The organism is Rosenbergiella gaditana (assembly GCF_018494065.1).
GTDB classification, from domain to species: Bacteria; Pseudomonadota; Gammaproteobacteria; order Enterobacterales; family Enterobacteriaceae; genus Rosenbergiella; species Rosenbergiella gaditana.
The window spans coordinates 198,580-225,462 of sequence record NZ_JABBFR010000003.1; the positions used below are offsets into that span (position 1 = coordinate 198,580).

Annotated in this window: 21 protein-coding genes and 1 pseudogene; 10 read left to right on the plus strand and 12 right to left on the minus strand. The window is 47.4% G+C overall.

What is annotated here, in order from left to right; genetic code table 11:
* Positions 1 to 2: 2 nt before the first annotated feature.
* The 11 genes from tssL to tssH form a co-directional block, all read right to left on the minus strand.
* The gene (gene tssL / locus HH682_RS03765) at positions 3 to 1,370 is read right to left on the minus strand and encodes a type VI secretion system protein TssL, long form (protein ID WP_214236286.1); all 1,368 of its coding nucleotides are present in this window, start codon (positions 1,368 to 1,370) and stop codon (positions 3 to 5) included.
* Positions 1,370 to 2,716, minus strand: coding sequence for a type VI secretion system baseplate subunit TssK (gene tssK, locus HH682_RS03770; RefSeq protein ID WP_214236287.1), 1,347 nt, complete (start codon positions 2,714 to 2,716; stop codon positions 1,370 to 1,372). The genes tssL and tssK overlap by 1 nt, the downstream gene beginning before the upstream one ends.
* A 3-nt stretch (positions 2,717 to 2,719) precedes the next feature.
* Entirely contained in the window at positions 2,720 to 3,244 is a 525-nt protein-coding gene (gene tssJ, locus HH682_RS03775; RefSeq protein WP_214236288.1) for a type VI secretion system lipoprotein TssJ, read from the minus strand.
* A gap of 153 nt (positions 3,245 to 3,397) precedes the next feature.
* Positions 3,398 to 3,883 (minus strand): Hcp family type VI secretion system effector, encoded by a 486-nt coding sequence (locus HH682_RS03780; protein WP_214236289.1) that lies wholly within the window; start codon positions 3,881 to 3,883, stop codon positions 3,398 to 3,400.
* Positions 3,884 to 4,064: 181 nt separating this feature from the next.
* On the minus strand, positions 4,065 to 5,564 hold the full coding sequence (gene tssC / locus HH682_RS03785; protein ID WP_214236290.1) for a type VI secretion system contractile sheath large subunit: 1,500 nt from the start codon (positions 5,562 to 5,564) through the stop codon (positions 4,065 to 4,067).
* 15 nt (positions 5,565 to 5,579) lie between these two features.
* Entirely contained in the window at positions 5,580 to 6,104 is a 525-nt protein-coding gene (gene tssB / locus HH682_RS03790) for a type VI secretion system contractile sheath small subunit (RefSeq protein ID WP_214236291.1), read from the minus strand.
* Between the two features lie 91 nt (positions 6,105 to 6,195).
* A complete protein-coding gene (locus tag HH682_RS03795) occupies positions 6,196 to 6,738 on the minus strand; it encodes a fimbrial protein (RefSeq protein WP_214236317.1) in 543 nt (180 codons plus the stop codon).
* A gap of 35 nt (positions 6,739 to 6,773) precedes the next feature.
* The gene (locus HH682_RS03800; protein ID WP_250318533.1) at positions 6,774 to 9,416 is read right to left on the minus strand and encodes a fimbria/pilus outer membrane usher protein; all 2,643 of its coding nucleotides are present in this window, start codon (positions 9,414 to 9,416) and stop codon (positions 6,774 to 6,776) included.
* Between the two features lie 87 nt (positions 9,417 to 9,503).
* Positions 9,504 to 10,250 (minus strand): fimbria/pilus periplasmic chaperone, encoded by a 747-nt coding sequence (locus tag HH682_RS03805; protein WP_420826178.1) that lies wholly within the window; start codon positions 10,248 to 10,250, stop codon positions 9,504 to 9,506.
* A 122-nt stretch (positions 10,251 to 10,372) separates the two neighbouring features.
* Positions 10,373 to 10,918, minus strand: a complete 546-nt coding sequence (locus tag HH682_RS03810; protein ID WP_214236293.1) for a fimbrial protein — start codon at positions 10,916 to 10,918, stop codon at positions 10,373 to 10,375.
* Positions 10,919 to 11,023: 105 nt separating this feature from the next.
* Positions 11,024 to 13,699 carry a type VI secretion system ATPase TssH gene (gene tssH, locus HH682_RS03815; RefSeq protein WP_214236294.1) on the minus strand — a complete coding sequence of 892 codons (2,676 nt, stop codon included), beginning with the start codon at positions 13,697 to 13,699 and terminating at the stop codon, positions 11,024 to 11,026.
* A 497-nt stretch (positions 13,700 to 14,196) separates the two neighbouring features.
* Here tssH and tssF point away from each other — a divergent pair, with 497 nt between their 5' ends.
* The 7 genes from tssF to HH682_RS03850 are packed head-to-tail and all read left to right on the plus strand — an operon-like array spanning position 14,197 to position 22,928.
* Entirely contained in the window at positions 14,197 to 16,077 is a 1,881-nt protein-coding gene (gene tssF, locus HH682_RS03820; protein ID WP_214236295.1) for a type VI secretion system baseplate subunit TssF, read from the plus strand.
* Positions 16,074 to 17,093, plus strand: coding sequence for a type VI secretion system baseplate subunit TssG (gene tssG, locus HH682_RS03825; protein ID WP_214236296.1), 1,020 nt, complete (start codon positions 16,074 to 16,076; stop codon positions 17,091 to 17,093). Before tssF ends, tssG begins: the two co-directional genes overlap by 4 nt.
* Before the next feature lie 52 nt (positions 17,094 to 17,145).
* A complete protein-coding gene (locus HH682_RS03830; RefSeq protein ID WP_214236297.1) occupies positions 17,146 to 18,231 on the plus strand; it encodes a type VI secretion system protein TssA in 1,086 nt (361 codons plus the stop codon).
* A complete protein-coding gene (locus HH682_RS03835; protein ID WP_250318534.1) occupies positions 18,232 to 19,224 on the plus strand; it encodes a fimbrial protein in 993 nt (330 codons plus the stop codon).
* A gap of 11 nt (positions 19,225 to 19,235) precedes the next feature.
* Positions 19,236 to 20,597: a GlcNAc-transferase family protein gene (locus tag HH682_RS03840; protein ID WP_214236298.1), complete on the plus strand. Its 1,362-nt coding sequence runs from the start codon at positions 19,236 to 19,238 to the stop codon at positions 20,595 to 20,597.
* On the plus strand, positions 20,591 to 22,423 hold the full coding sequence (locus HH682_RS03845; protein WP_214236299.1) for an OmpA family protein: 1,833 nt from the start codon (positions 20,591 to 20,593) through the stop codon (positions 22,421 to 22,423). Before HH682_RS03840 ends, HH682_RS03845 begins: the two co-directional genes overlap by 7 nt.
* Positions 22,424 to 22,436: 13 nt before the next feature.
* The gene (locus HH682_RS03850) at positions 22,437 to 22,928 is read left to right on the plus strand and encodes a DcrB-related protein (RefSeq protein ID WP_214236300.1); all 492 of its coding nucleotides are present in this window, start codon (positions 22,437 to 22,439) and stop codon (positions 22,926 to 22,928) included.
* A gap of 91 nt (positions 22,929 to 23,019) precedes the next feature.
* On the opposite strand, the pseudogene HH682_RS03855 reads toward HH682_RS03850, so the two are convergent.
* A pseudogene (locus tag HH682_RS03855) lies at positions 23,020 to 23,972 on the minus strand (IS3 family transposase).
* 587 nt (positions 23,973 to 24,559) lie between these two features.
* Here HH682_RS03855 and HH682_RS03860 point away from each other — a divergent pair.
* The 3 genes from HH682_RS03860 to HH682_RS03870 form a co-directional block, all read left to right on the plus strand.
* Positions 24,560 to 25,147, plus strand: a complete 588-nt coding sequence (locus HH682_RS03860) for a fimbrial protein (RefSeq protein ID WP_214236301.1) — start codon at positions 24,560 to 24,562, stop codon at positions 25,145 to 25,147.
* A gap of 41 nt (positions 25,148 to 25,188) precedes the next feature.
* Positions 25,189 to 25,881: a fimbrial biogenesis chaperone gene (locus HH682_RS03865; RefSeq protein ID WP_214236302.1), complete on the plus strand. Its 693-nt coding sequence runs from the start codon at positions 25,189 to 25,191 to the stop codon at positions 25,879 to 25,881.
* Between the two features lie 12 nt (positions 25,882 to 25,893).
* The coding region (locus HH682_RS03870) for a fimbria/pilus outer membrane usher protein (protein WP_214236303.1) at positions 25,894 to 26,883 on the plus strand (990 nt) is incomplete at its 3' end.

Consider the following 26,883-nt stretch of genomic DNA (forward strand, 5'->3'; position numbering starts at 1 on the left):
CATTAATACGTGACAAAAAACTCTACGCGGCGATTTTTCGCGCGCCCCTGAGAAGTAGCATTGGAGGCCAGCGGCTTGTTATTCCCAACCCCTTCCACTTTCACCTTGCCCTTTGGCACCCCTGCAGCAATGAAATAGCGAGCGACTTCCGCTGCACGTTTTTCCGACAGCACAATGTTATTAGGCAATCCCGGCCGGTTAATGGGTGTTGAGTCTGTGTGGCCAATAATGACGATATCCCCGTTGACGCGACGTACTTCGCTCGCCACACGCTCAATGACCTTCACCATTTCGGGCTGAACTTTGGTCGAGCCGGACAAAAACAGCGAATCGCCCTTTAGCACCACTTTGTTCTGCTTCTGTGTTTCATCAACACTAAGCAACTGCTGCTGAATTTCGTTACGGAGTAAAACGGCCAATCTCAGACGCATTTTCACTGGCATCGTGGTCACCTTGATATTCTGCATCACATAAATATCATTGGTAATGCGATCGTCGCGCACCGACAGCCAGTACTTGCACCAGATAAAGGCCGAAGTCACCAATACGCCTGCACATAGCGCGGTCAGCCTTACAGGAATGATCGTTTTCTCACGCCGTGCCGCGCCCGGCGGCTGAAGTCCATGCGGCGACAGCGCTGGCTGGGTGGTATTACGGGTACTTTGGATCAGGGTCAACAGACGTTGGCGAATTTTTGTCAGTTGGCGGTCGCCATCTTCAATGATGCTGTAGCGCCCTTCAAAGCCCAGCCCAAGGATGAGCAGCAGCACTTCGAGCACATCGGCAAATTCATTAGGATTCATCGAGAGGCGACCGATGAGCAGGAAGAATTTGTTCCCGCCATCGTTGTCCCCCTCAAAATGGTTCAATAAATTGCTCTGCGACCAGCCGGACTCAAGCCCCCACGGCGCGGTATGCGCCGCTTCGTCAAGCGCGGTACAAAGACAATAGCGAACTATCGCCATCTTTTTCCACGGGATGTTCACTTCGTCGCAGACAATGCTGAACAGATTGATCTCACCTTTGAGCGTGTTTTTCAGAATTTCGACATGGGCAATGTCGGCAATCTTCTCCGGCATATCGCTAAGCGCACGCAGCAGAGGTTGAGCCACCTCCAGTAATGGATTCTCGGCCTTGCTTACTTTTAGCATTCGCTGTTGCACGCTCTCGCTTTTTACCCCCCTTTCATTTCTGAACGCTTTATTGTCAGCGCTGGGTTCTGCGCTCTGGACGTCTTTCGCAGTATCAGGCTCCTGAATCCAGTCACCCTGCTCATCAAGAAGGAATTTCCCCTGCGCTTGCGCAGAGTTTTCCCCATCGAGAATAGTCTCGGAAGAAGCCGCCGTTTGCTGGCTAATATCGTCTTTCATCAGCCCCTGATTCCCCAGAGATCCATTTTCAAGCCGGGAAAATCACCGGCAATGTGCAGCGCCAATGCGCCGGTGGCTGAGATCCTCTCCCAGAAAGGTCCATTTTTAAGCAATTCGAAATAGACATAGCCTGTGCTGTAAGGAATTTGACGCGGCGGAACCGGTAATCCTTGTAGTACCAACCCAGGCAAGTGCGAACGCACCAGCTCGTGTAATTGCTGCGGGGCACTGATTTTTGCTTGCGCCTGGAACTGCTGCTGCAGAACATCCATTGGCAGTTGTGCATGCACCGCCAGCACCAGGTTTGAGAACGAACGCAGTTCATTAGGCAGCATAGATGCCGACCAGACGCCGTTGCCCTTAGCGTGCAATTCGATGAGTTGCCCTGCCCTCACCAGAATCTGATTAAGCAAGTCATGCACATCGTCCACCAGCGGACGAATTGAGGGGTAAAGCCTTGCATGGTCATACCCTGGCGCACTTTTCGGACGACGTGTTTTGGTGCGAACAAAGGTCGATAGTTCACCCGCCAGCTTTGACAGCTCTTCATACAGCACAATCGGTGGCAGCTCGGGGATATGGCGCAAGTGATCGAGGATCGGCTCATATTTGTTGAAAATTTGTAGCAGTAGATAATCGACAATTTCCGCGCTGGCACTGGCTTTGCCGTCCGAAGAAGACAGGCGGTTCGCCAACATTTCAGCGCGCATTTTCACCAGGCCATTGAGATGCGTTAGCCACTCACTCAGCAGGGAGTTAGCCGCATAGCCGGTTACCGGCGGAATATAATCGTCCAGATGCAACAAAACGCTGCCATCCGGCTGAATGGCCTTCACCTTGGTCAATTCCAGGCCGATCCACGATTCGGTCATCTCCGCCTGCGAAACTAGCCTCAGCCTGAGTTTGGCAAGTTGCACCGGCTTTGGTCCCTGGCGGATAGAATTGGTATCGCAAAGCTCGGCTTCCTGCGCACGAAAACGCGCCAGCGAGCTGGCATCATGCTGGCTGAAAATGGTTTCATCGCTGTTATCGAGGCGTAGCGGCACAGCCAGATAGATGCTCTTGCCCAGATGCTCAGGTAAAATCGTTAGCGGTTCCGGCAGGTCCGCATGATCGGGAATGTCAAAAGGCGTGCCATCCGGCAATACGCCGCGCGCGGAACGCAAGACCAGTTTTCCATAGCTCAACGCCTCACGGTCAATTTCGTATTGCGAAAATCCCCAATAGAAGGGACTCAGCGTCGATGCGCGTTTATGAGCGTAATATTCAAAATAACGCTCTTGCTGTTGAAAAAGTTGCGGGCGTAAAAACAACCCTTCACTCCAGACGACTTTATTTGTTCTCACGATTTAATCCATTTTTTTAATTGTAATTGCTGCTTTTTGGAAATGCGCATGCAATTCAAGCGAATCATTGCCAAAAAATCCCTGCCACCACGTTTTTTTCTTTTCTGGTAAATCCCAACTCACCAGCCAGATCGAATCGTTAAGCTCGCGATATGCACCAATAAAACCCAAAGTTCTGGTATCGCTGTCCGGTTTGATGAAAACAACACGCGACTCTCCAGGCTGGAGTATCGCTTCATAAATCTTTGACGCCGCGGCTTGCATTGGCTTACTGGCACCATCAACAATTTCAAAAAAATCGGCATTCACGAAAACGTCCGCTTCCTTTACGTTGAAGATAAAAATATTTAGCGGTGCCGGCTCGCCCTTCACATTGGGGTTAATATCTTTATCTGCAACCAGGTTGATTTTAATTTCACCACCAACTGGTTCAGAACGATTGCTGCCACAGGACGATAAAACGACTGCCAGTAATATCGTTATCAGCCCCTTCAGCCGGTATTTTTTTATTTCTGTGCTGAAAAACATATCCCTAACCACGCAATCTATTTTTTCTGAACTGTGCATTCTGAATTGACAGCTTAAGTCGAGGATTCGGAAACCTGCGACTTTCCGTCTCTAACTGCCTGATGGGAGTTTTGCCGCCGAAGCGGCAAAACCCTTTTAGCTTGTCCGCCGCTATTAGCTGCGCAGGTTAGCTTTCACATCGTAGCTGGTAGAAATAACGCCAGATTTAGCACCTTCAGCATTTTGCATCACATAATCTTGAGTCAGTTTAGTGAAGGCAAAGGTAACTCTTTCGCGCGGACGAGTTTCATCCTCACTGGAACCGGCCGTTTCAACGCAAGTAATAATGACATCAGTGAATTTAATGGTCAGATATTCAAGAGGGTCACCGCCCGCTTTACGTACCACGAACTGAATGTCCTTAATGTGTTTACCAGACAGACAGTAACTCAGCAGATTGGTACTGGCTTTGTCGACATAGTGTTCGAAGCAAAAATCGTCTACCGTCGCTTTGCCAGAACCGCCACCGGAACCACTGTGCATATTTGAATGCTGGGTACTGGCCCAACGCCATGAAAGCACCTCAATTTCATTTTTATGGGAAGCATCTAGAGATTCACCTTCGATACCATCGATTTTAATAAACATATCTTGAGACATAATATTTCCTTATTTACTTTCATTAAAAATGTCACACATGGTGTAACCCACTAAATTAAGACACAGAAAGCTTCCCATCATGGGAAATAACCTCTGGCCATATTCGGCGCGCAAGCAGTCCCGGCGCAGCCGTATCTATTAAAAAAATAGAATGAATATTCTTCCGGTTTATTTATCGGAATCAGGCAACATCTTTGAGCGAAGGCAATTTGGCAACCATGCGCAGAGAAACAGTTAACCCTTCCAGTTGGAAATGCGGACGCAGGAAGAACTTCGCCTGGTAATATCCCGGGTTGCCCTCAACGTCTTCTACCACCACTTCTGCCGCAGCCAATGGACGACGAGCCTTGGTTTCCTGGGAAGAATTCGCTGGGTCACCGTCTACGTAATTCATCACCCAGTTATTCAACCAACGCTGCATATCTTCACGCTCTTTGAAAGAACCAATCTTGTCACGCACAATGCACTTCAGATAATGAGCAAAGCGCGAGCAGGCAAACAGGTACGGTAAACGGGCGGAAAGATTAGCGTTTGCGGTCGCGTCTGGGTCATAATACTCAGCAGGCTTTTGCAAAGACTGAGCACCAATAAATGCCGCATAGTCTGTATTTTTACGATGGACCAGAGGAATAAAACCATTCTTGGCCAGTTCCGCTTCGCGACGGTCTGAAATCGCGATTTCAGTCGGGCATTTCATATCCACGCCGCCATCATCGGTCGGGAAAGTATGACAAGGAAGGTCTTCCACAACGCCACCGCTTTCAACACCTCGGATCATGGTGCACCAGCCGTAATTTTTGAAAGAACGGTTGATGTTTACCGCCATTGCATATGCCGCGTTAGACCAAACATATTTGCTGTGATCCGCACCGTCAGTCGTTTCTTCAAAGTTGAAGTTATCAACCGGATTGGTGCCAATCCCATAGGGCAGACGAGCGAGGAAACGCGGCATCGCCAAACCAATATAACGAGAGTCTTCAGACTGGCGCAGCGAATTCCATGCCGCATACTCTAGGTTTTGAGTAAAGATTTTCGTCAAATCACGCGGGTTGGCCAGCTCTTGCCAGGAATCCATCTGCATTACGGACGGCGCAGCACCGGTGATAAATGGCATATGAGCAGAAGCCGCAACCTTACCCATTGAAGACAGCAGATCCACATCCTGCGCACTGTGATCGAAGTGATAATCCGCCACCAGACAGCCATAAGGTTCACCGCCGAGCTGACCATACTCCTCTTCGTAGATTTGCTTAAATAGTGGGCTCTGATCCCAGGCGATGCCTTTGTACCGCTTCATGTTACGTCTCAAATCATTTTTTGAAATGTCCATAAAACGTAGTTTCAGCTTTTCATCAGTTTCGGTGTTATAGACCAGGTAGTGCAAACCACGCCACGCGCTTTCCAGACGCTGAAATTCTTCATGATGAAGGATCAAGTTTATTTGTTCGGAAAGCTTGAGATCAATTTCCGCAATGATCGCCGCAATGTTTTTATATGCGTCATCGGCCATGGTGATCGAGGTGTTCAATGCCTGTTCGGCAAGGGTTTTTACCGCAATTTCAACCGCCGTTTTCGCCTGATCAGATTTCGGCTTAAACTCGCGGGTCAGCAAAGCATTAAAATCATTTTGCGTGCCGGCCTGAGTCATAGCCTGTTTATTTGATTCTGCTTGAGTTGCCATAGTTCTCTCTCTACATCACTTTTGGGACGCGGCTTCATCAGCCGGTTTTGGCTTGGGAGCCGAAGCCAGAGTATTCAGCAGCGACTTGTCGTTAAGCACTTTCATGACCAAACTTTCCGCACCTGCTTTGCCATCCATATAGGTTTGCAGGTTGGCAAGCTGGGTCCGTGCCTCAAGCAACTGCGATAATGAATCGACTTTGCAGGCAATGGCATCGGGAGCAAAATCATCCATGCTCTCGAAAGTCATATCGACCATCAGTTGCCCTTCCCCCGTCAAGGTGTTAGGCACTGCAAACGCTACACGCGGCCGCATTGCTTTCATGCGTTCGTCGAAGTTATCGATATCAATGCTCAGGAACTTCCTGTCGGCAACCGGGGGCAATGGCTCCAATGGTTTACCGGACAGGTCGGCCAGAACGCCCATAACAAACGGCAGTTCTATTTTCTTTTCACTGCCATAAATCTCCACGTCATACTCAATCTGTACGCGTGGCGCACGGTTACGTGCGATAAATTTTTGCGAATTGCTTTTGCTCATAGTAGTCAATACTCTTTAATAACCGTTTATGGATAAAACGTCGTTCGCCTGATGATTAACGTTCAGATAATTAGACAGCCTTACCTCCCTGTTATTTATAAACAAGCTCAACCCCTGCCACCGAATGAACTTTCCCGGCAGTAACGGCTGAGTTCCCCTTTGCATAATAGCTCGCTGTAAATCTGTGACTTAATGGTTCAGCAGTAGCTGAAATAATATAATCCTGCCCTGTTGTAGCATTATCAAATATAACCTGCGCACTATTTTCTTTTCGTAAACGTATTTGCACGTTACGACTGAGCAGAGTACCTGCATCATTCACTAAATTTCCCGTTTCCGTATCTAAACCAGAAACGCTGCTATTAAAAAATACCGTTACGGTTCGGCTAGCAGGGCAATCTTTCAATGTAATATCAAAAGGCACGCTTCCTGCTTCACTGCCATTTTTTTTGAGAGAGGCTACCGCCACACGGGGTAAAGTAACGACTTCATTATTGCTGGCATTATTAATCACAACGTTACAAGTCTCGTCAGTATATTTACCGGTAAAATAAACATCTATTGAGCAATCCGTCGAGCATGCCTTCGCCGTTGAAATCGATTGACTCACAATAAATACCGTATATAAAGCCATACGGATGAACTTTATGCTCGGAGTGATAATAATAGTTAATGACATAAAACCTCTAACTGGGTAATAGCGCCCGCAGCGCTCTTGATTTTATGGGAAATATCGTTATTCGAATAAATGGTACAAAGGCGTACTCCGGATGAATTTTTTACGTACAGGTTATTTTTCTGTGCTTGCCAACCGCGAACAAATGCCATCCCCCCTTGCCCGATAATGCCGAGATTGTTATTGCCTTCATCAACTAGATTCGCGCCAATCGGCAAAGGCTTGCCTTGCTGGTCATGAACAACCAGCACGACAGGATCGCCAACCATCGTTTTAACGTCGACTTTGACTGCCGCCCCCATGCGGGGAATAACGGTATTTTCGCTTTCCAATACATCAACCGTATCCGGCAGCCCCTGGGTATTCACCGCCACGGTATTCTCGCGATAAGGGGTCAGGGATGGCACGATGGCATAACCGTTCGCATCAATTGTTGAACCATATCCGTTGAGCATTCTGGCGCCTTCGGCACCCGGCGCGTTTACCAGCGCAAACGGATAGTCACCTAAACGCGGTCCCGCCGTTATGCCACCGCCATGTGCCACCAGGCTACCGTTCGCTGAGAACGAAAGCTGACGTGATTTATTCCCTACCGAAGCGGTAGAACCGAATTGCCCCACCGGGGAGTTGTAGTTCACGTTACCGTTAAAGGCGGTTTGAGAAGAATCATTTTTCGCTCTGGAAACCGCTGTTCCGATACCATAGTTCAGCTCGTTTTGATCGCCCTGGCTGCCAATGGCGTTTGCCTGGAAGGAACTAGCACCACGGTTGTCGTGAGAAACAGAAGAATATAGCGAGCTGAATACGGGTTTCTCCGTAATGCTGCTTTGCCCCAAAGGAACGCTAAAGGCAAGCATAACGCTATTCACATCTCGCCCTTCACTGCTATAGGATCGCGACATCGAAACGCCCCAGGAAAAATAACGCTCGGACTTGTTATACGAAATCATGTACTGGCTGGTTGATGAACGATCACCCCAGTAATTATAAAAATTACCAGATAAATTCAGCCGTCCACCATTCCACAGCGGCTGGCCGACATTAATGATAAAGCGCTGCCGGGTGCGATAATCCACCATATAGCGATCGTTTTTTACGCCATATCGATCTAACGCCGCATCTCGCAGACTATAAAATCCACTCGATGAATAGCGGTAAGCCGCCAGAGTAATATCAGTTGATGTCGAATCCACATATTTGCTAAACCCAATATTGAAACTGTTACCCGCGGTGGTTTTGTTATGTCCCAGTTCGCTGCGTGCCCGGGTAATATCCATCGATACACCGCCCAGCGGTGTATTAAACGCATGCCCCACCCCCAACGCGACGTGATTGTCAGAAAGCTGACCGCCGCCGTATAGCGTATACATGTTGCCGATACCGTATTGATAAAAACCCTGCGCCAGCCCCGGTTCTTCCAATAACGAATTATCCTTCAATTTACCTACCGTAATGCCAAAACGGGCAACACCGGCATGCAGTAGCATGGGGGGAGCTGAGAAAGGCACCACCTGAGTTTTCTGACGGCCGTCAGCTTCCGTCACCGTTACCTGCAGATCGCCACCATAACCCATAGCACCAATATCACTGATTTCAAAAGGACCCGGCGGCACCGTGGTTTCATATAAGATTTGACCACGCTGAGTCACCTGCACTTTAGCGTTACTTTCAGCCAAGCCACGCACTAAAGGCGTGTAGTATCGCAGCCCTTCAGGCAGCATTCGATCGTCAGACTGTAATTGAATGCCCCGTACGGTCAGGCTGTCGAACAGATCGCCGCTGGTCGTACTATCGCCAAGCGTTAATTGGCTTTTCAACACCGGTACATCTCGTTGGAGATAGGTGAATAAGGATTGAGTATGCGACGAAGAATCACTATTCCAATTGGTATTTATACGTTTACGCAGGCGCCAATCGGAAAAATTCAGCCCCGCCAACAGCCCTAAATTGCCGCTAACGGACCGCCCGTCACTATTTTTAAAGCGATCAGATCTCTGTTGAACGTAAAAATTGGAGTTGTAATCCAGCAACCCTGCGGTAATGCCTGAATCCCAGGAGTTCGGATCGGTATAACCGCGCGGATGTTGCACCAGATAAGCTTGAGGAACTACCAGGTCGAGATGAAAATCCCCGGATGCATAATTGGCTTCAGCACCGGCAAGCCACTTATCAATCATGGCGCACTGCGCTTTATCCGCGGAACCGTTTTTATCCGTTATCCTAGTCATCGGGCCGGCCGCTACCTTAATACCCAGACTGGTCAGTTCCTGCTGATTAAAGCAAGGCTGCGCGCCAATCCGGCCCTCAACCGGCATGAATACCACCTTACGCCGCCCCCGACTTTCGCCATTCACGGCAACGGAGACCGCATATTCGCCTACGGGGTTTGGATTGCCCTGATAATATTGAGAAACATCTACACTAAGACCGTGAATGAAAGCACCGTTAAACTTAACATCTTCAGAGCGAGCATCATGTTCGATTCTGCTCGGCACATTACCGGAATTGCTCTGAGCAAACACAGAAACACTGAGCCCTAAAGAAGTAATAAGGATATGTCGGATCGCATACGTTATCTTAGATACGCATAGTGCTTTTCGCGTACATTCCTTTATTTCTTTCAGTTGCACGTCCATGTCTCCTGAATACAATGTGTTAATTCCAGAACGATAATAAATAACCGTTCCGACCTGAACGGATAATCACCACCACTTATTAGTGCGCTATTCTTTTAGGGTTAATCCCTTTCCTGATGCAGGAATCAATTGATACTCAACCACACTGCCATAATCGCTAATCAAATTAATATTCACGCCAGCTACAGTCACTGGTTCATTATTTTTATTTTTCAATAAGAACTCTTTGCTGCCAAAAGGCGGAATCATATCAACGCTCAGGGGGTATTTAATAACACCAGCAGTTATTGATGCCGAATCGAAAGAGTAATAATACGGAGTAGGATTAGTTACTTTAATGCCTTTCGCCGGGCTGATAATTTCCCACCGTAACTTACTAACCTCATTCGTGCTGCTGCTTTTCAACACAGTCGGTCGATAGAAAATTTTAATACGCGTTCTGAATGCCAGTTCAAGGTGATCGGTTTCCTTCGCCGTATCTTTCATCGGCGGGATTTCCAGCAGGTTAAACCAAAATACGGACTCCCGATCTTGTGGCAAATTCATACCGTTATAAATAAGGCGGATACTTTGCCCCTTTCCCGGCTCAACACGATATACGGGCGGCGTAACGGTAAAAGGTACTTTGACGCTATTAATATCATCAGTAGCACTGCCATCGTCAACCCAAACCTGCGCCAGCAAAGGCATGGTTCCCTTATTGGTGGTCCTCACCGTTTGCTCACGTTCAGCTCCCGGAAAAATAATACGGGTCCCGGAAATCGTCATGCCAGCAAAAGCCATCTGGGTTGTTAATGCCAGGAAGATAAAAGCATTAGTTATTTTTGAAAATATTGCACGTTGATATTTCATAGTACTACCCTGCGCGTATTACATCCCACCTGAAAAAAGTAAACAGGAGCATTTCTCAATAAGGGGCGAAAACCCGCCCCATTTTCAACCTTGAGGCCGATTTATTACGGGTAAGCTAGGGTATAACTCGCCTGCCCATAAACCAGACCAGCGGTAGTCGCCGCAGTCGCGTAATAGCCACCGTAGTAACGCATAGTCGCTTTACCATCAGTGACATTCGCCGCAGCGCCAGTTTCACCCAGTTTCAGCTGTTGCCCATCAGAGTTGTACAGACGGACCTGAACGTTGGTGGCTTTGGTGCCAGCCCCCTGATACTGGTTAGTCAGGTTACCCGTTGAACTATCCACGCCAGTGCTACCGATAGCTTCAAAATGCGCGGCAACCTGAGTAATGCCTTCTGGACAATTTTCAACATTCAGATCGAAACCTTTTGACCCTGCGTTAGTACCGGCAGCATTAAGGGTCTGAATGGAGACTTTTGGCAATTGCACTTGGCGGTCAACAGAGTCGCTGGCAATGGAACAAGTCTCAGCAATCAGCTCACCGTTAAAGGTTACCGTACCCTGCGTCTTCGCCTCATCAGCAGCCAGGGCGGAAGTCGATGCTGCAGCCAGCGCCATTGCGCACAGCGTTAACGTTAATTTATGCATTAATAATTCCCTATATTGATGTATTTAAAATAAACTCAACGATAAAGATATCGTTTTCATATTTTCTTGAGTTCCCTTTAATCACTCTATTGGCAGTCCCTCCATTTACATTACAACCTCAACTCCTTTCTCTTGTGAATAAATGACACACATAGTTATTGTGTTATTCTTTTCTGCCTTAACACCTGTCAGCGTTAAAACGTTAACGCCAATTTTTGGCAGAATATTTTTCTCGATAAAACGGATTAACATCCTGGCCCCGGTTTCAGCGACCGGGCATTGCTCAACCACATGCTGAACCAATTCTTCGCTAAAGGTCAGCACAATCCCATAATTCTTTTTTGCCCGTTCAGCAATACGGTTCAGGTGAATATTGACAATCTGCCGCAACGAGGCTGATGCCAATGGAAAATACGGTATGACAGTGACGCGCCCCAAGAAAGCAGCGGGGAATACTTTCAGCAATGCCGGCTGCAATAACGTTAATAAGCTTTCTTCATCCGGTATCGTTTCTAGATCTGCGCAGGCGCTGCTGATTATTTCGCTACCAGTGTTACTGGTAAGTAAGATAACGGTATTGCAGAAATCGATCTGGCGACCTTCACCGTCTTCCATCGAGCCTTTATCAAAGACCTGAAAGAACAGCTCGTGCACATCCGAATGCGCTTTTTCCACTTCATCGAGCAGAATAACGCTATAAGGTTTACGACGAACTGCTTCGGTTAATACGCCACCTTCCCCGTAACCGACATAACCTGGCGGAGACCCCTTCAGCGAAGAAACCGTATGCGCTTCCTGATATTCACTCATATTAATGGTAATAAGATTCTGCTCGCCGCCATAAAGCTGGCTGGCAATCGCCAACGCGGTTTCTGTTTTACCGACGCCAGAAGGCCCCACCAGCATAAACACGCCAAAGGGTTTTTGCGGGTCGGCAAGGCCTGCGCGCGCAGTCTGAATACTCTGGCTTAGGCAAGTCAGCGCATATTGCTGACCAATCACTCTTTCAGAAAGGCGCTGCGGCAACTCCATTACTGCGCTAACATCATCCTTAAGTACCTGCCCAACTGGTATCCCGGTCCAGTTCGCTACGATAGAAGCAATTACACCGGCATTCACTTCAGCCTGGACCAACGGCTGCTCGCCGCGAATTGTTCTCAGCGTTTCCTCAAGCTCATTCAAACGCGCCTGTAAACACTCGAATTTTTCTGCTTTCGTGCCCCGAGACTCTTCAACAGTGGAGGCCAAAAGTTGCTGACGCGTATCGATGATGCTGGTAACCAGCTCGCATTCCTGTACCCAGCGATGGTCGAGAAGTTTCGCCTCTTTAGCATGTTCATCGATGGAATTCTGAATGGACTCGACACGTTCACCCTCTTCTTTACCGAAGCCGATTGCTTTTTCGAGCAAAGACAGCTCCGTCTGTGCCGACTGGCTACGGAATTTCAGGATTTGTAATGCTTCCGGCGGCGCATGTTGCGCAACGGCAACTCTAGCGCAAGCGGTATCCAGCAGGCTAATCGCCTTATCAGGCAATTGGCGGGCAGGGATATAACGATGGGAAAGTCGCACCGCCGCTCGTATCGCCTCGTCCATGATCCAGACACCATGATGCTTCTCAAGCACCGGCAGCAGCCCGCGCAGCATGGCGATAGCCACCTCTTCGGAAGGCTCTTCAACTTGAAGCACCTGAAAGCGACGCGTCAGAGCCGGATCTTTTTCAATGTGACGCTTGAATTCGCTCCACGTAGTAGCACCAATCGTACGCAACTGACCGCGCGCCAGCATGGGCTTCATTAGGTTGGCAGCATCGCCCGTTCCGGCATTACCCCCCGCACCAACCAATGTATGTACTTCATCAATAAATAAAATCACGGACTCGGCGGAATTGACGGCTTCTTCCAGTACCGCTTTTAAACGCGCTTCGAACTCGCCTTTCATACTGGCCCCCGCAGAGAGTGCAACCACATCAAGCGCCAATAGTCGGACGTTCTCAAGCGAAGGTGGCACTTCACCGGCGACAATAGCCAATGCCAGACCTTCCACCACGGCAGTCTTTCCTACACCAGCCTCACCGGTCAGCAATGGATTGTTCTGCCTACGGCGCAGCAAGATATCTACCATGGTATTTATCTCTTTATCGCGCCCTAAAACCGGATCAATTTTCCCCTCACGCGCCAATGCCGTCAGATCCGTTGAATACTGTGACAGGCCGCCACCCTGCGTTGATGATCCCAATGCATTGCTGGCTTCGCCAGGAATGCCTGCTTCGTCTGGAATAACCGCACCACCAGCCAAATCGCTTTTTTCGGCCGAATCGCGAGTGATATAACCCAGATCTTTGCTTAAATGCTCCAGCGGAATCTTTTCGAACACCGGGGATATAGTAAACAGCGCACGGCGTAATTCCATGGTGGTGAGCAGCGCAATAAGCAAATGGCCGCTGCGGATGCAATTATTGTGACATTCCAGACTGGCAAATACCCACGAACGCTCGATGGCCAGCTCGATATGGTATGAGAAATCGGAGATAGAGCTCGCACCTGCGGGCAGACGCGTTAATGCCTGGGCGAAATCACGCTCCAGTATTTCGGCATCCACTTCAAAATGCCGAATGATATGCTTGAGATCGCTATCTTGCTGTTGATATATCTGATTTAACCAGTGCACCAACTCAACGTACGGGTTACCACGCAGTTTGCACAATGTAGTCGCACTCTCTACGCTTTTAAACAAGCTAGTATTCAGCTTACCGAATAGGTTTTTTCTGGTTATCGCCACGATAAAACTCACCCTGTTTTAATTCGATTATTTTAATCATCATTCAATCCACATCATCCATAGTGGATCTGAGAACCGTTGGGCTACATAAACCCAGCATAACGGTACGCTGTTTTACAATATTCTAATTAACAAAAATTTAAATTAAACCCCTACATCGCGACACATAACACTTTTGAGAATTAAGCCCGGAAGTTATTCTCAGTCTTAATCTTTATCATTTAATCTTTAATCTTTAATCTTTAATCTTTAATCTTTAATCTTTAATCTTTAATCTTTAATCTTTAATCTTTAATCTTTAAGAATAAAGCCCGAAATATATTCTTAAAATAGCAAAAGGATTAATAATTTCATCGTAAAAAAAAATTAACTTTATAGAATCGCTACCGTTAAAGAGAAAAGTTCGGCAAAAATCCAGCGGGACACACTTGATTCTGGGGATATCTCCTGATCGACAAGAAAAGTTCTTTTAGCCGCTATAATTGACAGGGTGCCAAGTGGAACATAACTTCCTAGACTACTACAATCGAGAGCTGACATTTGTCAGGGAAATGGCACAAGAATTTGCCGAACGACATCCTAAAATTGCCGGACGTTTAGGGATGCACGGTATAGAGGTTGCCGACCCTTACGTGGAGCGATTGATTGAAGCATTTTGTTTTTTATCTGCCAGAACGCAAATAAAACTTGATGCTGAATTCCCTAAATTCACCCAACGGTTACTGGATCTTATCTATCCAAACTATAATTCACCAACGCCCTCTATGGGCGTCGTCCAGTTAAAACCTAATTTGAGCGAGGGGGATTTAACGCATGGTTATAAAATCCCCAAAAAAAGCGCTTTCTATAGTAGGATCCTGCCAGGTGAAATGACCCGCTGTGAATTCAGGAATAACCAAGACGTTACCCTATGGCCACTGGAGATAGCAGAAGTAAGACTGACGTCCGTACCGCCAGATATTCCTAATATGGAAAATTATCGTCTCAATCATCACCAGCTGAAAGGCGCACTGCGGATCAAGCTAAAACTGCAGGGCGACTTGGTTTTTTCTGCGCTAAAAGGGCTGGATAACCTTCCCTTTTATATTCAAGGCGATGAACGTGTTGTATCTCATACCTTTGAGCTCCTGCACGGCAGCCATGTTGCGACGGTGATCCGCAGCGGGGATAGAGAAAAAAACCAGCACCATGTCATCAACAATCAACCGCTTAAATTCGAAGGCATGGATCCGGACCAAAGCCTTTTACCTCTGCAATGGAATATGTTCCATGGTCATACTCTGATTCAGGAGTATATTGCATGCCGCGAAAGATTTTACTTTTTCTCTCTCACGCAGTTGAGCGCGGCATTGGAAGAGAATAATACGAATGAAGTGGAAATTATTATTCTGCTAAACAAATTGCCGCAGGAGTTAATCGCTCATCTGGATAGCTCACGCTTTTTACTGTTTTGCACGCCGGTAATCAATTTGTTCCCGAAACGGGTAGACCGAATCGAAGTCAATCGAGCGCTGAACCACTTTCATATTGTTCCGGACCGCAGCCGCCCGCTCGATTACGAGATTTTTTCCGTTAATAAGGTCCTTGGCTTACAGGCGGAAACCAGTGAAGAGTTGACATTTAACCCGCTTTATCAAACCCGACACAGCGACACCGGCAATTTCGGACGCTACTTTTCGGTAAAGCGCGAAGTCAGAACAAAAGAAAGCATCAGTCGTAAATACGATACCCGAACGCCTTATAGCGGCACCGAAATTTTTATCTCGTTGGTCGATCAACAAGAAGCGCCCTACGGGGAGCACATTCGCTATCTGCTGGTCGACGCGGTGGCTACCAATCGTGATTTACCCCGTTTACTCACCAGTACTGACAGCTTTGATCTCACCATGTCAGATTCCGTTCCCATTCATGGCGCCCGATTCGTAAGCTCGCCAAGCGCACCGCGCGCACCGTTCGCCGTTGGCGAGTCGGCATGGCGACTAATTCGCCAGCTTAGCTTTAACTACCTACCATTATCTGACATGGACCATGCTCAAGGTGGCGAGTCACTACGTAATATGCTGCGGCTTTTCACTACCGCAGCCGATCTGGACTCCGTAGCACAGATTAACAGCTTGGTAGGATGCAAAACCGAGCCGGTAGTTCGCCGTCTGTCGGATGAAGGACTGCTGGTTTACGGACGCGGAGTGTGCTGCAGCTTGACCGTAGACGAAGAAGGTTTTTCCGGAGTCAGCCCCTATCTTTTTGGCCTGATAATGAAAAACTATTTAGCGCGCCACGCCGCCATCAACATCTTTACTGAGACTGAACTGCATTCTATGCAGCGTGGTTTAATCGCGCGCTGGAAGGCGCAGCCAGGTAGGCGAGGTGCGCTATGAATCGTCGGGATACCTCGCGGCAGCCTGCCAATCTGGACAACTGGTACGACACTGATAAACCCTGGGAAGCCGGGTTTATCAGTATAATGCGGGCTATTGCAGCCCGTACGCCAGACGCTCCGCCGCCAGGCAAGGCTACGCTGCCGTCGCAGGAATGCTTCCGACTTGGGCAGGTTGCCAGTATGACATTCTCACCACGTGAGATCTCCGCGATTAGCTGGCAGGACGAAAAAATCAAGCTCCAACTGTTTGGTTTAGGGATCTGGGGCGCACAAGGTGCCATGCCGCTTCATCTTTCCGAACTGGCCTACTCCCGTTACGAGCAACACGATCGTACGTTAACCGATTTTGCGGACATTTTTCACCACCGAGCGCTCAGTCTGTTTTATCGCGCGTGGTCTTTATCACAGGACACCGCCTCGCTGGACCGCAAAGACGATGAACGCTTTTCGTTTTATGTCGGAAGTCTGATAGGGCTGGATCCTGCCGAACTGTCCCCAGCGCCACTTCCAATTCATACCCGGCTGGCCTCTTCTGCACACCTGATTCGCGAAGCCCGCAATCCGGATGGCTTACTGGGCGCAATGCAGTATTACTTCGAAGTGCCAGTCCGTATGGATGAATTTGAGCTGCAATGGATTTTTCTGGAAAGTAAAGATCAAACCGCGTTGGGCGACGATCGCTACGCCACACTGTTAGGTGACGGTGCCATTCTCGGTAACACCGTACTGGACAGGCAACACAAATTCAAATTGCTGATGGGGCCGCTAACGTTGGCTCAGTACACCCAATTTAGCCCGTGGGGCCGCGACTTGTCGGTGCTACGCGAATTGGTACGCAGTTTTATTGGTTTTGAATACGCATGGAATGTAGAGCTGGTATTGGCCGCTGATCAGGTACCGCAGGCCACGCTGGATGGCAGTCATCAACTGGGCTACGCCAGTTGGCTGGAGCGAAATACCTGCGACTCACCAGTCTCCGGCATGAGCTTCGAACCGGAAATGTATCATCGCTAGCGGCTTCCTACGGGCCGATTACGCAACACTCATGGATGAAAATGAAGTCGCTATGAATCAGACACACAGCCTGAACTGTTCAGATTATTACCAGTACCTTATGCAACCCATTGAGGACGATGCTCCCTGTGGAGAGAACCTCGATTACGCTCCTGCCTTTATCATGCTGCAGTCCAAGCTGCAGCCCAAACTAGGTGTTGAGTATGGCAATTTTTTTGAGGCGGCGGAGCCGATTAACTGGACGGAAACCGAGCGTGAATGTCAGTCCTTGCTACAAAAAAGCAAAGACATCAGGCTAATTATCATCCTGATGCGCTGTCGATTACGCAAGATTGGCCTCCCCGCTCTGGCGGAAGGGACTGAGGCTCTGCATGCCTTGCTTCACGCCTGGCCGGACGATCTCCATCCGCAGCTTTTGGACGAGGGCGAATTTACCCCCGCTCTGCGCGCCAATGCGCTGGCCGAGCTGGATGACGCCAATGGCTTATTGGCGGATCTGCGTAGCCAACTATTGCCAAAAGCGGCCGGTCTGCAAGTCACCGTCAAAGAATTCGAGAAAGCGCATCAGATTCCGCGTGAAGAAGGAGCACTTTCGGATACTGCCGTCGCCGCACTGATCCATGAATGGCACATCAGCGCCCGCGAGGAGATTCGTCCGTTGAGTCAGGCATATCATTACATGCTGGAGATGAAAAAAGCGCTCTCGGAGATGCTAGCGCAAGAAGCGCCGGGGTTTGACGCTTTGGTCAGTATTCTGAAGTTATTCTCCGCCGAATTCGGTAGCGAACCACCTGCTGAGGCGGCTCCCTTTCCAGACTCCAGTCCCGCGGCAGTTGGCAGGCAAGACGACTTGCCGGCATCCGCAGTTGAAACGTCCGTTTCTGCCGTGACGACTACGTGTCCCCAAGCTGAGGCGGCGATATACGCTGCACCAGAGGTGCAACGCGGTATTGGCAGCCGTACTGATGCGCTGCATCGCCTACAGGAAGTTCGCAGTTGGTTTGCCATGACCGAACCCAGCAGCCCGCTGATTCAGGTATTGAAGTACGCCGAGGATAGCATCGGAAAAAATTTTGCCGACCTCTTAAAAATGTACCCTCCTGAAATCGTTGCCGTGCTGAATCAAGAAAAGGAATGAATGATGTTAAAGATCTCTATCATTATGCTCTCCGCCCTTATTCTGGCGCCTGATGCCGAAGCCATCTGTACGCTTGTCCGTGGTGCGCCAACCCCACTCGCCATCCCCTCGCAAATCATTCGTATTGCCGCCGATGCGCCAGTAGATACTTCTCGGACTATTGCTCAGTTCGATAGCCCAACACTGGGACAGGACATTGGCTACGATGAATGCTTGGCCGGGACGGAATACGGTAAACGCACGATCAACCTCATTGGTCAGAACGCCGCGACAAAAATCTTCCAAACCAATATACCCGGTATCGGTATTAAATTACTCTCGAGTAACGGTACAGCTTTCGGTAACTTCCCCTCTACCGCTGGCATTATATTTCCGGGGGGGGAATCGAAGGGTACGTTCGATTACCCTGGACAATCTTTTTATCGTATCCAATTTTTTAAAATCAGCGATAACCTTCGTCTAAGCAATCCGATGGGGGATACCGTCCTGCCACCCGGCCAAATTGCTTATAACTACCTTATGACGGCGGACCCGGCTTCTTTCGTTATGAATCTGACCATCGGCGAAATAAAGATTATCAGCACGCCAGCCTGCACCGCAGATAGCGCGAAAACCGTCGACTTTAACGATGTCACCCCTTCGCTATTAAAAAACGGCGTTACGCGCAACCTGAATTTCATCCTCGTCTGTAAAAGTGACTACGGCTCCTATTCGGCCAAAGCATCGATTATTACAGCAACCCCTTCCTCTGACGCCTCGTATATCCGTGCAAAAGATGCGGCAGGCAATCAGGACCGACTGGGAATAAAAATCACGGATAGTGCTGGTAAGGCAATGAAAGTCGACGGCAGCACGTCTGAACAAAAAACCAGTATCACCAGCCGGGGCCCCGCTGAATTTGCTTGGAACGCCACGCTGGTGGCCAGCAGTCAATCCGCCCCAACAGGGGGAATTCTCTCTGCCAAAGCGGAAATCGTTTTTGATATTCAGTAAAAGGGATTTTTATGGTTCGGGAAAACAAGGATAACTCAGCAACAATCTTTATCAGTATAGCCAGCTACCGTGACCCGGAATTGCTGCCCACGCTGCAGGATATGCTACGGCATGCCGCACATCCTGAAAATCTGCATATCGCCATTTGCTGGCAGGATAACGAAGAGCGGAATATTTTCGAACAGGCCGGGCTCGAGCCAGCTGGCAGTCGCACGGTCGCGGCGAATAAGGTCTTTGCTTACCGTTATCACCAGGCTCGAATCGATGTTGTAAGCGTCCATTATTACGCCAGCCGGGGAGCCTGTTGGGCGCGCAACCTAGCGGAAGCGCTGTTTGATAACGAAAGCTATTTCCTACAGATAGACTCTCACTGCCGCTTCGTTCCAAACTGGGATGAAGAAATGATCTCCATGCTGCAACAGCTGCGCGTAACGTCGTCTCTTCCCATGATTTCGTCTTACCCCCCGGCTTTTACCCCGGGAGAAAACGAAGAGGCGAGCAAGAGTACTTACGTTAGCCGCTTAATTTTCCGTGAATACAACAAGGAAGGTATTCCGATGTTAAGCTCCACGCCTTTTGAAGCAACCGCACCGATTCGCGGTAGCTACCTCGCCGGTGGATTCATCTTTACCGACGGTGGCTATGTTAGGAGCATCCCTAACGATCCACAAATTTTCTTCGCCGGTGAAGAAATTGCCATGGCAGTGCGTGCCTTCACCCACGGGTACGATATCTACCACCCGCATAAACCGCTGCTCTGGCACTACTACCAGCGTAAGGAACACAACAAAATCTGGGGCGATCACACCAATCAGGCCAAAGATGACGGGGTGGTTGAGAAAGCATGGTGGGAATGGGACCACGTCTCGAAAAAACGTGTCAGAACCTTGCTGGGCCTGGAAAGCGAGAATGCCGCTAGTCTTGCTCCCTACATATTGGGCAACAGGCGTTCCCTACGACAGTTTGAGTATCAAGCTGGCATTTACCTGAAAAACGGTACGGTGCTGCCTGAAGTGATGGGCCCGGAATTAACGAGTTTTTTCCCCGCCCCTCCCTCCGACGAAAAAGCATGGTTTGACCGCCAGTATGCCTACCATAAGAAAACCATCACGCTGAATGCGTCGGAATATAGCACCATTGAACAGGACATGAACGACCTGCACCTAAGCGTTTATAACGGACAAAATGTCCTGCTGTATAAGCGCACGCTGGGAATTGAGGAACTTAAGACGTTACGGAAAAAATCGCCAGATGATGGATTAGCCCTATCAATCGAATTCAAAACCGCCAGCACGGTTCACCCCACCGTCGTACGGGTATGCCCATGGTCCACGGAGTCAGGCTGGGGTGCTGTCACGGAGAAAGCATGGTGAAAAGCGAAACCTTTTTTGGCAGGCTGATTGGGATCGATACCCTATTCTCTTTCGACGGGATCGTTCCCTCCGCCGCAGATTTCCAGCTCAAGCTAATCTCGTTGATCGAGCAGCTCAATAAAGCGCTGCTGGCGGAAAACCAACTGCAGGCAGAGAGCGAAGCGCTCTGCCAGGCCTTGTGCGGTTATTTTGACAAGCGCCTCACTAACGCCCCGCAGAATAACTCCTTATCCTGGCAACGTTATTCGTTGATGCACTACTTTTACGGCTATAACGAAAGTAAAGAGGCCTCTACATTACCTGAACAGTTGGAGGACTTATTGAAGACTGATAGCGAAGTGATTTTCCGCTACGCCTGGAAGCTGCTAACGCTTCTCATTCAGGTAGAAGGGCAAACTGAAACCTTGGTTTCGCTACGCTCAGCTTCCCGTGCCCGTTACTTTTCCCGCGTTCGCCCCCGCTTAACGCCACAAAAATCAGAAACCACCCTCTGGGGAACGCAAAACGATACGCTCCCAGGCTCGCCGCGCTTGATGGTGTTTATTATTGGACCATTTGCCGGTAAATGGTTTAGCCAATCAGATCTTTCCACCAGCAACGACAGCGGGATTGTTTGGGTTGTCGCTGAGCACGTGACTTCACTGGTTAAACGACTCAATCATTTGAAGGAAAGCCACAGCTCGATGGCCACCCTCGCCTTTTTCCCGCTCCTTGCCGACGGATTTCAAAACAACGGGATCATGATTGAACAAATTACTGCGTGGCAGTATGCCTTTTCATCTACGCGACTTCCCAATCACTTGCCCTGCATGCTGGGGTTGTATACCCGCTTGAGCCAACAGCGTTTTCCGCATGATCCCGACAGAGCGATCTGGACCGGAGGTTTAGCGGCTCTTCCCTACGAAGATCTAAAGCTGGAGCCCTGCCTTGTAGAACTTATTAACGAGCTTGATGCCAGCGATGATGGCAACGATATTTACGCCATACAACGACACGCGCTGTGCTCTACGTTAGTCGCCTGGCTTGCCGAAAATCGGATAATGAGTGTTCTACAAACAATGTTTGACAGTACACAGCTCGATCTCGCCGGCGTTACACTGGCCGACCACGGGCAAGGATTCACCCGCCACGGCGCATGGTCGTTTTGGCTTGCGGAAAAGTACAGTATTCTGCCGGGCCTTTCCGCTTCAATTACCATGCCTCCTTTGCCTACGATTCCCCTCCCGCCGAGTGTGGAAACAGAGTCTTCTCTTCCCGCAGGAACTGCTCCAACGGTCATGTCATTAAAACCATCCCATCGACGCTGGCCGAAAATCACCGCGCTCCTGGTTCTGTTCGCTTGCCTGGCGGGCGGATTGAGTTATTACAACAGGTCATATTGGGGGGAGGTGCGTGGCCAGTTGACCCAGCTAACACCTTTTCAAGCACTCTTCAAGGAGCCCACCCCGGCCTCTGAGGTCACCCAGTACACGTTAAGCAGTACCGCACCGCTGTTTGAAAATGGCAGCAGTAACCTGATGCCCGATAGCGAAAAGATGCTCGCTCAAATCTTGCCAAAGATGGTTCGCCCCCCAAAACAAATGTTTCTCATCATCGGTCATTCAGACAATACAGGGGCCGCCGCCGTCAATCTGGCGCTTTCAACCGAGCGAGCCCGTGTCATTCGGGACTGGCTAGTTGAACACAGCAGCCTGTCAGCCAGCCAGTTCATCGTTGAAGGCGCAGGAAACTCCCGCCCTGTAGCCAGTAACGACACTCAAAAAGGACGCGCGCAAAACCGCCGCGTTGAAATCATCCCATTATCGATGCAAAGCAAAAAGGATTAAGGAAGATTCACCGATGAGTAAAAAATCAATGACCTACCCCATTAATGAAGGTACTTTCGTAACTCTGGATCATCCAGAGGATCAGTCGATTAATATTCTTCGTTATATGGACGATGACCATAACCCCTACAACATTATGATTAACCGCGCCACGCTGGAAACAGATCAGACCGTGGATGACTTTTGCGAAAAACAGTGGGAGAAAATGAAACGCTCCGTCCCAGGGTTCGAAGTGGAAGGAAAAAACCTGAAACATGAAATTGGCCCTGCTAAACTGCCCGTATTGCAGACCGCCAATAAATTTCTGGAAGACGGTGGCTGGGTCCGACAGGTCTCGTCCATCATTACACTGCCTTGGCACCGACAGCTCAACCCAGACTCCCGTAAACTGTTGGTGTTTACATTAGCAGCAAACAATGATTTTACCGAAGCGCAACGCAAACATTACGTACGTATTATCAACAGCTTTATCCCTGTAGAAACCCCAATCAGCGTCGAAAGTTGACTCTTCCCCTCGTTCTGCTCCAAGGCCCCGAAAAAGGCCTGGGGCAGTCATTACTTATGTAAGTAGACCTATTTTAGTTCCAGACACTTTTTTAGGTTTCCGGTTTTTTCGCCGTCAACCGGTGCTCTTCCGGCATCAGGTTCTTTAGAGATTGATGTGGACGCTTACAGTTATATTCCTGCAGCCAGCACTCAGTGAGTTCCCGCACTTCATTCAGTGTTCTGAACGGGTAAAAATACAATACTTCTGTTCGGTATGTTCGATTAAAACGCTCATACGACCCTGTCCAGCACACGGACAACGCGTTGTGCCGGGATATTCGGGTCAATTTCAATCGCTAGTGCTTCACGGTTAAAATCATCCACCACATTAAATGTTCGAAAACGTCTGCCACAGACCAGGGCATCCTGAATAAAATCTATCGACCAACTCTGATTTAAGGCCTCTGGTGTTGCTAATGGCGCTGGGTTTCTGAGCGGAAATCTTTGCTTCCCTTTACGACGAAAATTCAGTTTTAGTAAGCAATAAATTCGATGAACTCGCTTATGATTCCAGATATTTCCCTGTCGTCAAATGACCTGAAAAAGTTGTTTAAAACCGTAGCGCGGATAACGTTCAGCGGCTTCAGTGAGCACTTCAATGACAACGTCATCACGCCGTGTATCCGGCGGTTAGAAAAATACCGTTCTGATCAGTGATAATATCCTGCATGCCAGACGTGTACTCATAGTGAACTGCGATATCAGATAATGAGCGAGTTCACGCTTTATCACTGGTTTTAACGCTTTTTTTCTATCACATCCTTGAGCGCCAGGCATTCCAGACTTAACTCAGCAAAGATTTTCTTAAGACAACGGTTTTCATCTTCCAGATCTTTGATTTTTTTATATCAGAGGCTTCCATTCCACCCTATTTAGCTTTCCAGTTATAGTAACTGGCTTCTGAAATGCCGGCCTCGCGGCAAACATCTTTTACCATTCTGTCGGCTTCAACGGATTTCAAAACAGCAATGACCTGGTGCTCAGTGAAGCGTGCTTTATGCATAGTGATCTCCTCATCGGGATAGTTTTAGTATGCCGGAAGATCTCTAAAAGTGAATGGTTCTTTTTGTAGGGATACTTACATTACCATGGGAATAAATAACCCCTAGAAATACCAAAGCCTCGCATTTCTGCGAGACCTTTGAAATAGTGGTTCCCGAACTCAGAATCTAACCATGGCACGAGGATTCTCAATCCCTTTAAAATGAATACTAAAAATAAAAACCTTATAAAATAACACCTTAAATTATTTTATTTTATAAGTATACGGAGGTTTTTTATTAGAATACTGATATTACTCTATTAACAATTATTATTCGTATCACAAAAATACCATCATAAATTCTAAGAGTAGACGCTAGTCATTTGTAATGATAAAAAAAACTTATCGTTAAAGATTTGGCTCTGGCTTTTATCTGGCTTTTATCTGGCTTTTAAATGAAAAAATACCGTCTTGCTCACTGAAATAAGTAGACTTTGATAAAAAAAAATTATTAAAGAAATTATGAATATTCTTAAAGTTTAAGGCTACTATTACTGAGCATGGAAATGGTAATAATTAGAGCGACTACACAACTTCGAGAGGAAAAAATGAAAAATTACAAAGCACTATCAATAATGGCAGTAAGTATTTTAGCTTCAACCCAAGTCATGGCTGATACGTCATCAGCAGGTGGAACCATAAATTTTAGTGGGGCAATTACCGATACGACCTGTACTATTAACGGTGGGAAAAGTGCTGATTTCTCTGTCGCGCTGAGCCCGATCTCTGTGACAGATGCAGGAACAACCGCGAATTCAGTTATTACTAAAAATAAAAAGAGTATCTCATTAACATTCTCTGACTGCTCACCAGCAGGCGCAAACGCAAACTCAGCACTAAAAATATATTTTTCTTCAGCACAGAATATTTCTAATGATGGCAGATATTTAATCAATAACTCAGTTAACGAAAATGATCAGGCAGTTGCTAAGAATGTTGGTTTTGCATTAACTAACTCTGGTTCAACTACGCCAATCCAACTTAATCAGCCTTTAACCACAACGTTAACGGGCAGTAGTAAAGCGCCGTCTGCAGAGACTCTAAATTTAGATGTCTATTATTACAAACCTAATTCTCAGGCCGCCAAGGTAGGTGCTGTAAACTCAAGCTTAATTTACACCGTATCGTATTTATAATATAAAAAGGCCAGAAACCACCTGGCCTTAAAGGTCTTCATATGAAAAAAATCTTTTTCACTACTATCGTTTTTTGTGTTTCTTTTGCAGTTAACGCAAATGTTATTATTAATGGTACCAGAGTTATTTATCCAAAAGATAATAAGGAAGTGATTGTTCAACTTTATAACAATGGCAATAGTCCTTCTTTAGTTCAGTCTTGGATAGATGATGGTGATATTAACTCTACACCTGAAACCTCTAAAGCTCCATTTTTAGTCTCCCCACCAGTGGTGAAAGTTGATGGTCATTCAGGACAGCAAGTTGGTTTGAAACTCCTAGAAAATACACTGCCTTCAGACAAGGAATCAATGTTCTACCTGAACGTATTAGACATCCCTCCTACTCCAGATAATTTAAATGGGATGAACACGATTCAAATGGCAATACGTTCAAGAATAAAAGTTATTGTGCGACCTAAAGAGATTTCACCCATCAAAAATACGCCATCAACTCAATTAACCGTTTCGAAGAACAGTAATGGTGTTCAACTCGACAATAAAGGACCTTATTTCATAAACATTGCCAATATAATCTGTGGGCAAGATAGCTTTCTAAAAGAACCTTTTATATTACGCCCCTTTACCCGTGAGACTATTGATACGATAAGGAAAGTGGATGTTGAAGAGAAATGCAATGTAACGTATGTAGATGATTTGGGTGCTTACACTAAGGTAGTATTTACTATAAAATAGAATGAGACGAGAATGTATAGAAAACATAAAAAAATCCTATTACTTCTTCTTCTATGGGATGTGAAAGCATATTCAGTGTCGTTTAACACTAATCTACTTGCGGGTAATTCAAAAAATACTGAAATCTCTCACTTCTATAATGAAGGAAATATACCTCAAGGTATCCAAACCCTCGATATCTACGTTAATGATGAGTGGAAATGTCGATGTGATCTTATTTTTGATGATAAAAAAAACATTTTAATAAAATCAGAAGATGCAGAGAAACTTGGTGTAAAATTTAAAAATGAAAAAAAGAACACCATATTACTATCAAGTTTAGTTCATGGTGGTAGTATTTCAGCAAGAATAAAAACATTGAGTCTATATCTGACTATTCCACAGAAATATATACTTGACTTACCTGCAGGATACCCACCCATTTCTGAATGGGATAATGGGGTGCCAGCATTACTATTATCTTATAATAGTAATTATTATAAAACACTAAGTAAAATTAAAAACCAAGAGGATTCTTACGTATTTTATACGGGACTACGTTCTGGGATTAATGTTTTCGGTGTCCAACTTAGGGATGAAAGTAATATATCTAAATCAATCTCTAATGGTTATCATTTAGAAAATTCAACGCGTTACCTCCGTAAACCCCTTACATCACTAAAAGCTAATTTTTTAGCCGGTGACTTTTATACCGAAGGTGATATTTTTGAATCCGTTCGTATGCGTGGGATTGCTCTTTCGTCTGATAATAATATGCTAGCACCCTCGCAACAAGGTTTCTCACCGATTATTAGAGGGGTGGCTCAAACAAACGCCCTAGTTTCTATATTACAAAATGGCTCAACTATTTATCAAAAGAATGTTCCACCTGGCCCTTTTTCTTTCGATAATATTCAACCAACCGGAACATCTGGTGATTTAGTTGTAAAAGTATTAGAGGCGAATGGTAATGTACAAACTTTTACAGTCCCTTATTCTTCTGTACCGGGCATGCTAAAACCA

Coding starts and splice junctions, on each gene's coding strand:
- tssL (WP_214236286.1), bottom strand. CDS start 1,370: ATGAAAGACGATATTAGCCAGCAAACGGCGGCTTCTTCCGAGACTATT.
- tssJ (WP_214236288.1), bottom strand. CDS start 3,244: ATGTTTTTCAGCACAGAAATAAAAAAATACCGGCTGAAGGGGCTGATA.
- HH682_RS03780 (WP_214236289.1), bottom strand. CDS start 3,883: ATGTCTCAAGATATGTTTATTAAAATCGATGGTATCGAAGGTGAATCT.
- tssC (WP_214236290.1), bottom strand. CDS start 5,564: ATGGCAACTCAAGCAGAATCAAATAAACAGGCTATGACTCAGGCCGGC.
- tssB (WP_214236291.1), bottom strand. CDS start 6,104: ATGAGCAAAAGCAATTCGCAAAAATTTATCGCACGTAACCGTGCGCCA.
- HH682_RS03795 (WP_214236317.1), bottom strand. CDS start 6,738: ATGGCTTTATATACGGTATTTATTGTGAGTCAATCGATTTCAACGGCG.
- HH682_RS03800 (WP_250318533.1), bottom strand. CDS start 9,416: ATGGACGTGCAACTGAAAGAAATAAAGGAATGTACGCGAAAAGCACTA.
- HH682_RS03810 (WP_214236293.1), bottom strand. CDS start 10,918: ATGCATAAATTAACGTTAACGCTGTGCGCAATGGCGCTGGCTGCAGCA.
- tssG (WP_214236296.1), top strand. CDS start 16,074: ATGAATCGTCGGGATACCTCGCGGCAGCCTGCCAATCTGGACAACTGG.
- HH682_RS03830 (WP_214236297.1), top strand. CDS start 17,146: ATGAATCAGACACACAGCCTGAACTGTTCAGATTATTACCAGTACCTT.
- HH682_RS03835 (WP_250318534.1), top strand. CDS start 18,232: ATGATGTTAAAGATCTCTATCATTATGCTCTCCGCCCTTATTCTGGCG.
- HH682_RS03840 (WP_214236298.1), top strand. CDS start 19,236: ATGGTTCGGGAAAACAAGGATAACTCAGCAACAATCTTTATCAGTATA.
- HH682_RS03845 (WP_214236299.1), top strand. CDS start 20,591: ATGGTGAAAAGCGAAACCTTTTTTGGCAGGCTGATTGGGATCGATACC.
- HH682_RS03850 (WP_214236300.1), top strand. CDS start 22,437: ATGAGTAAAAAATCAATGACCTACCCCATTAATGAAGGTACTTTCGTA.
- HH682_RS03860 (WP_214236301.1), top strand. CDS start 24,560: ATGAAAAATTACAAAGCACTATCAATAATGGCAGTAAGTATTTTAGCT.
- HH682_RS03865 (WP_214236302.1), top strand. CDS start 25,189: ATGAAAAAAATCTTTTTCACTACTATCGTTTTTTGTGTTTCTTTTGCA.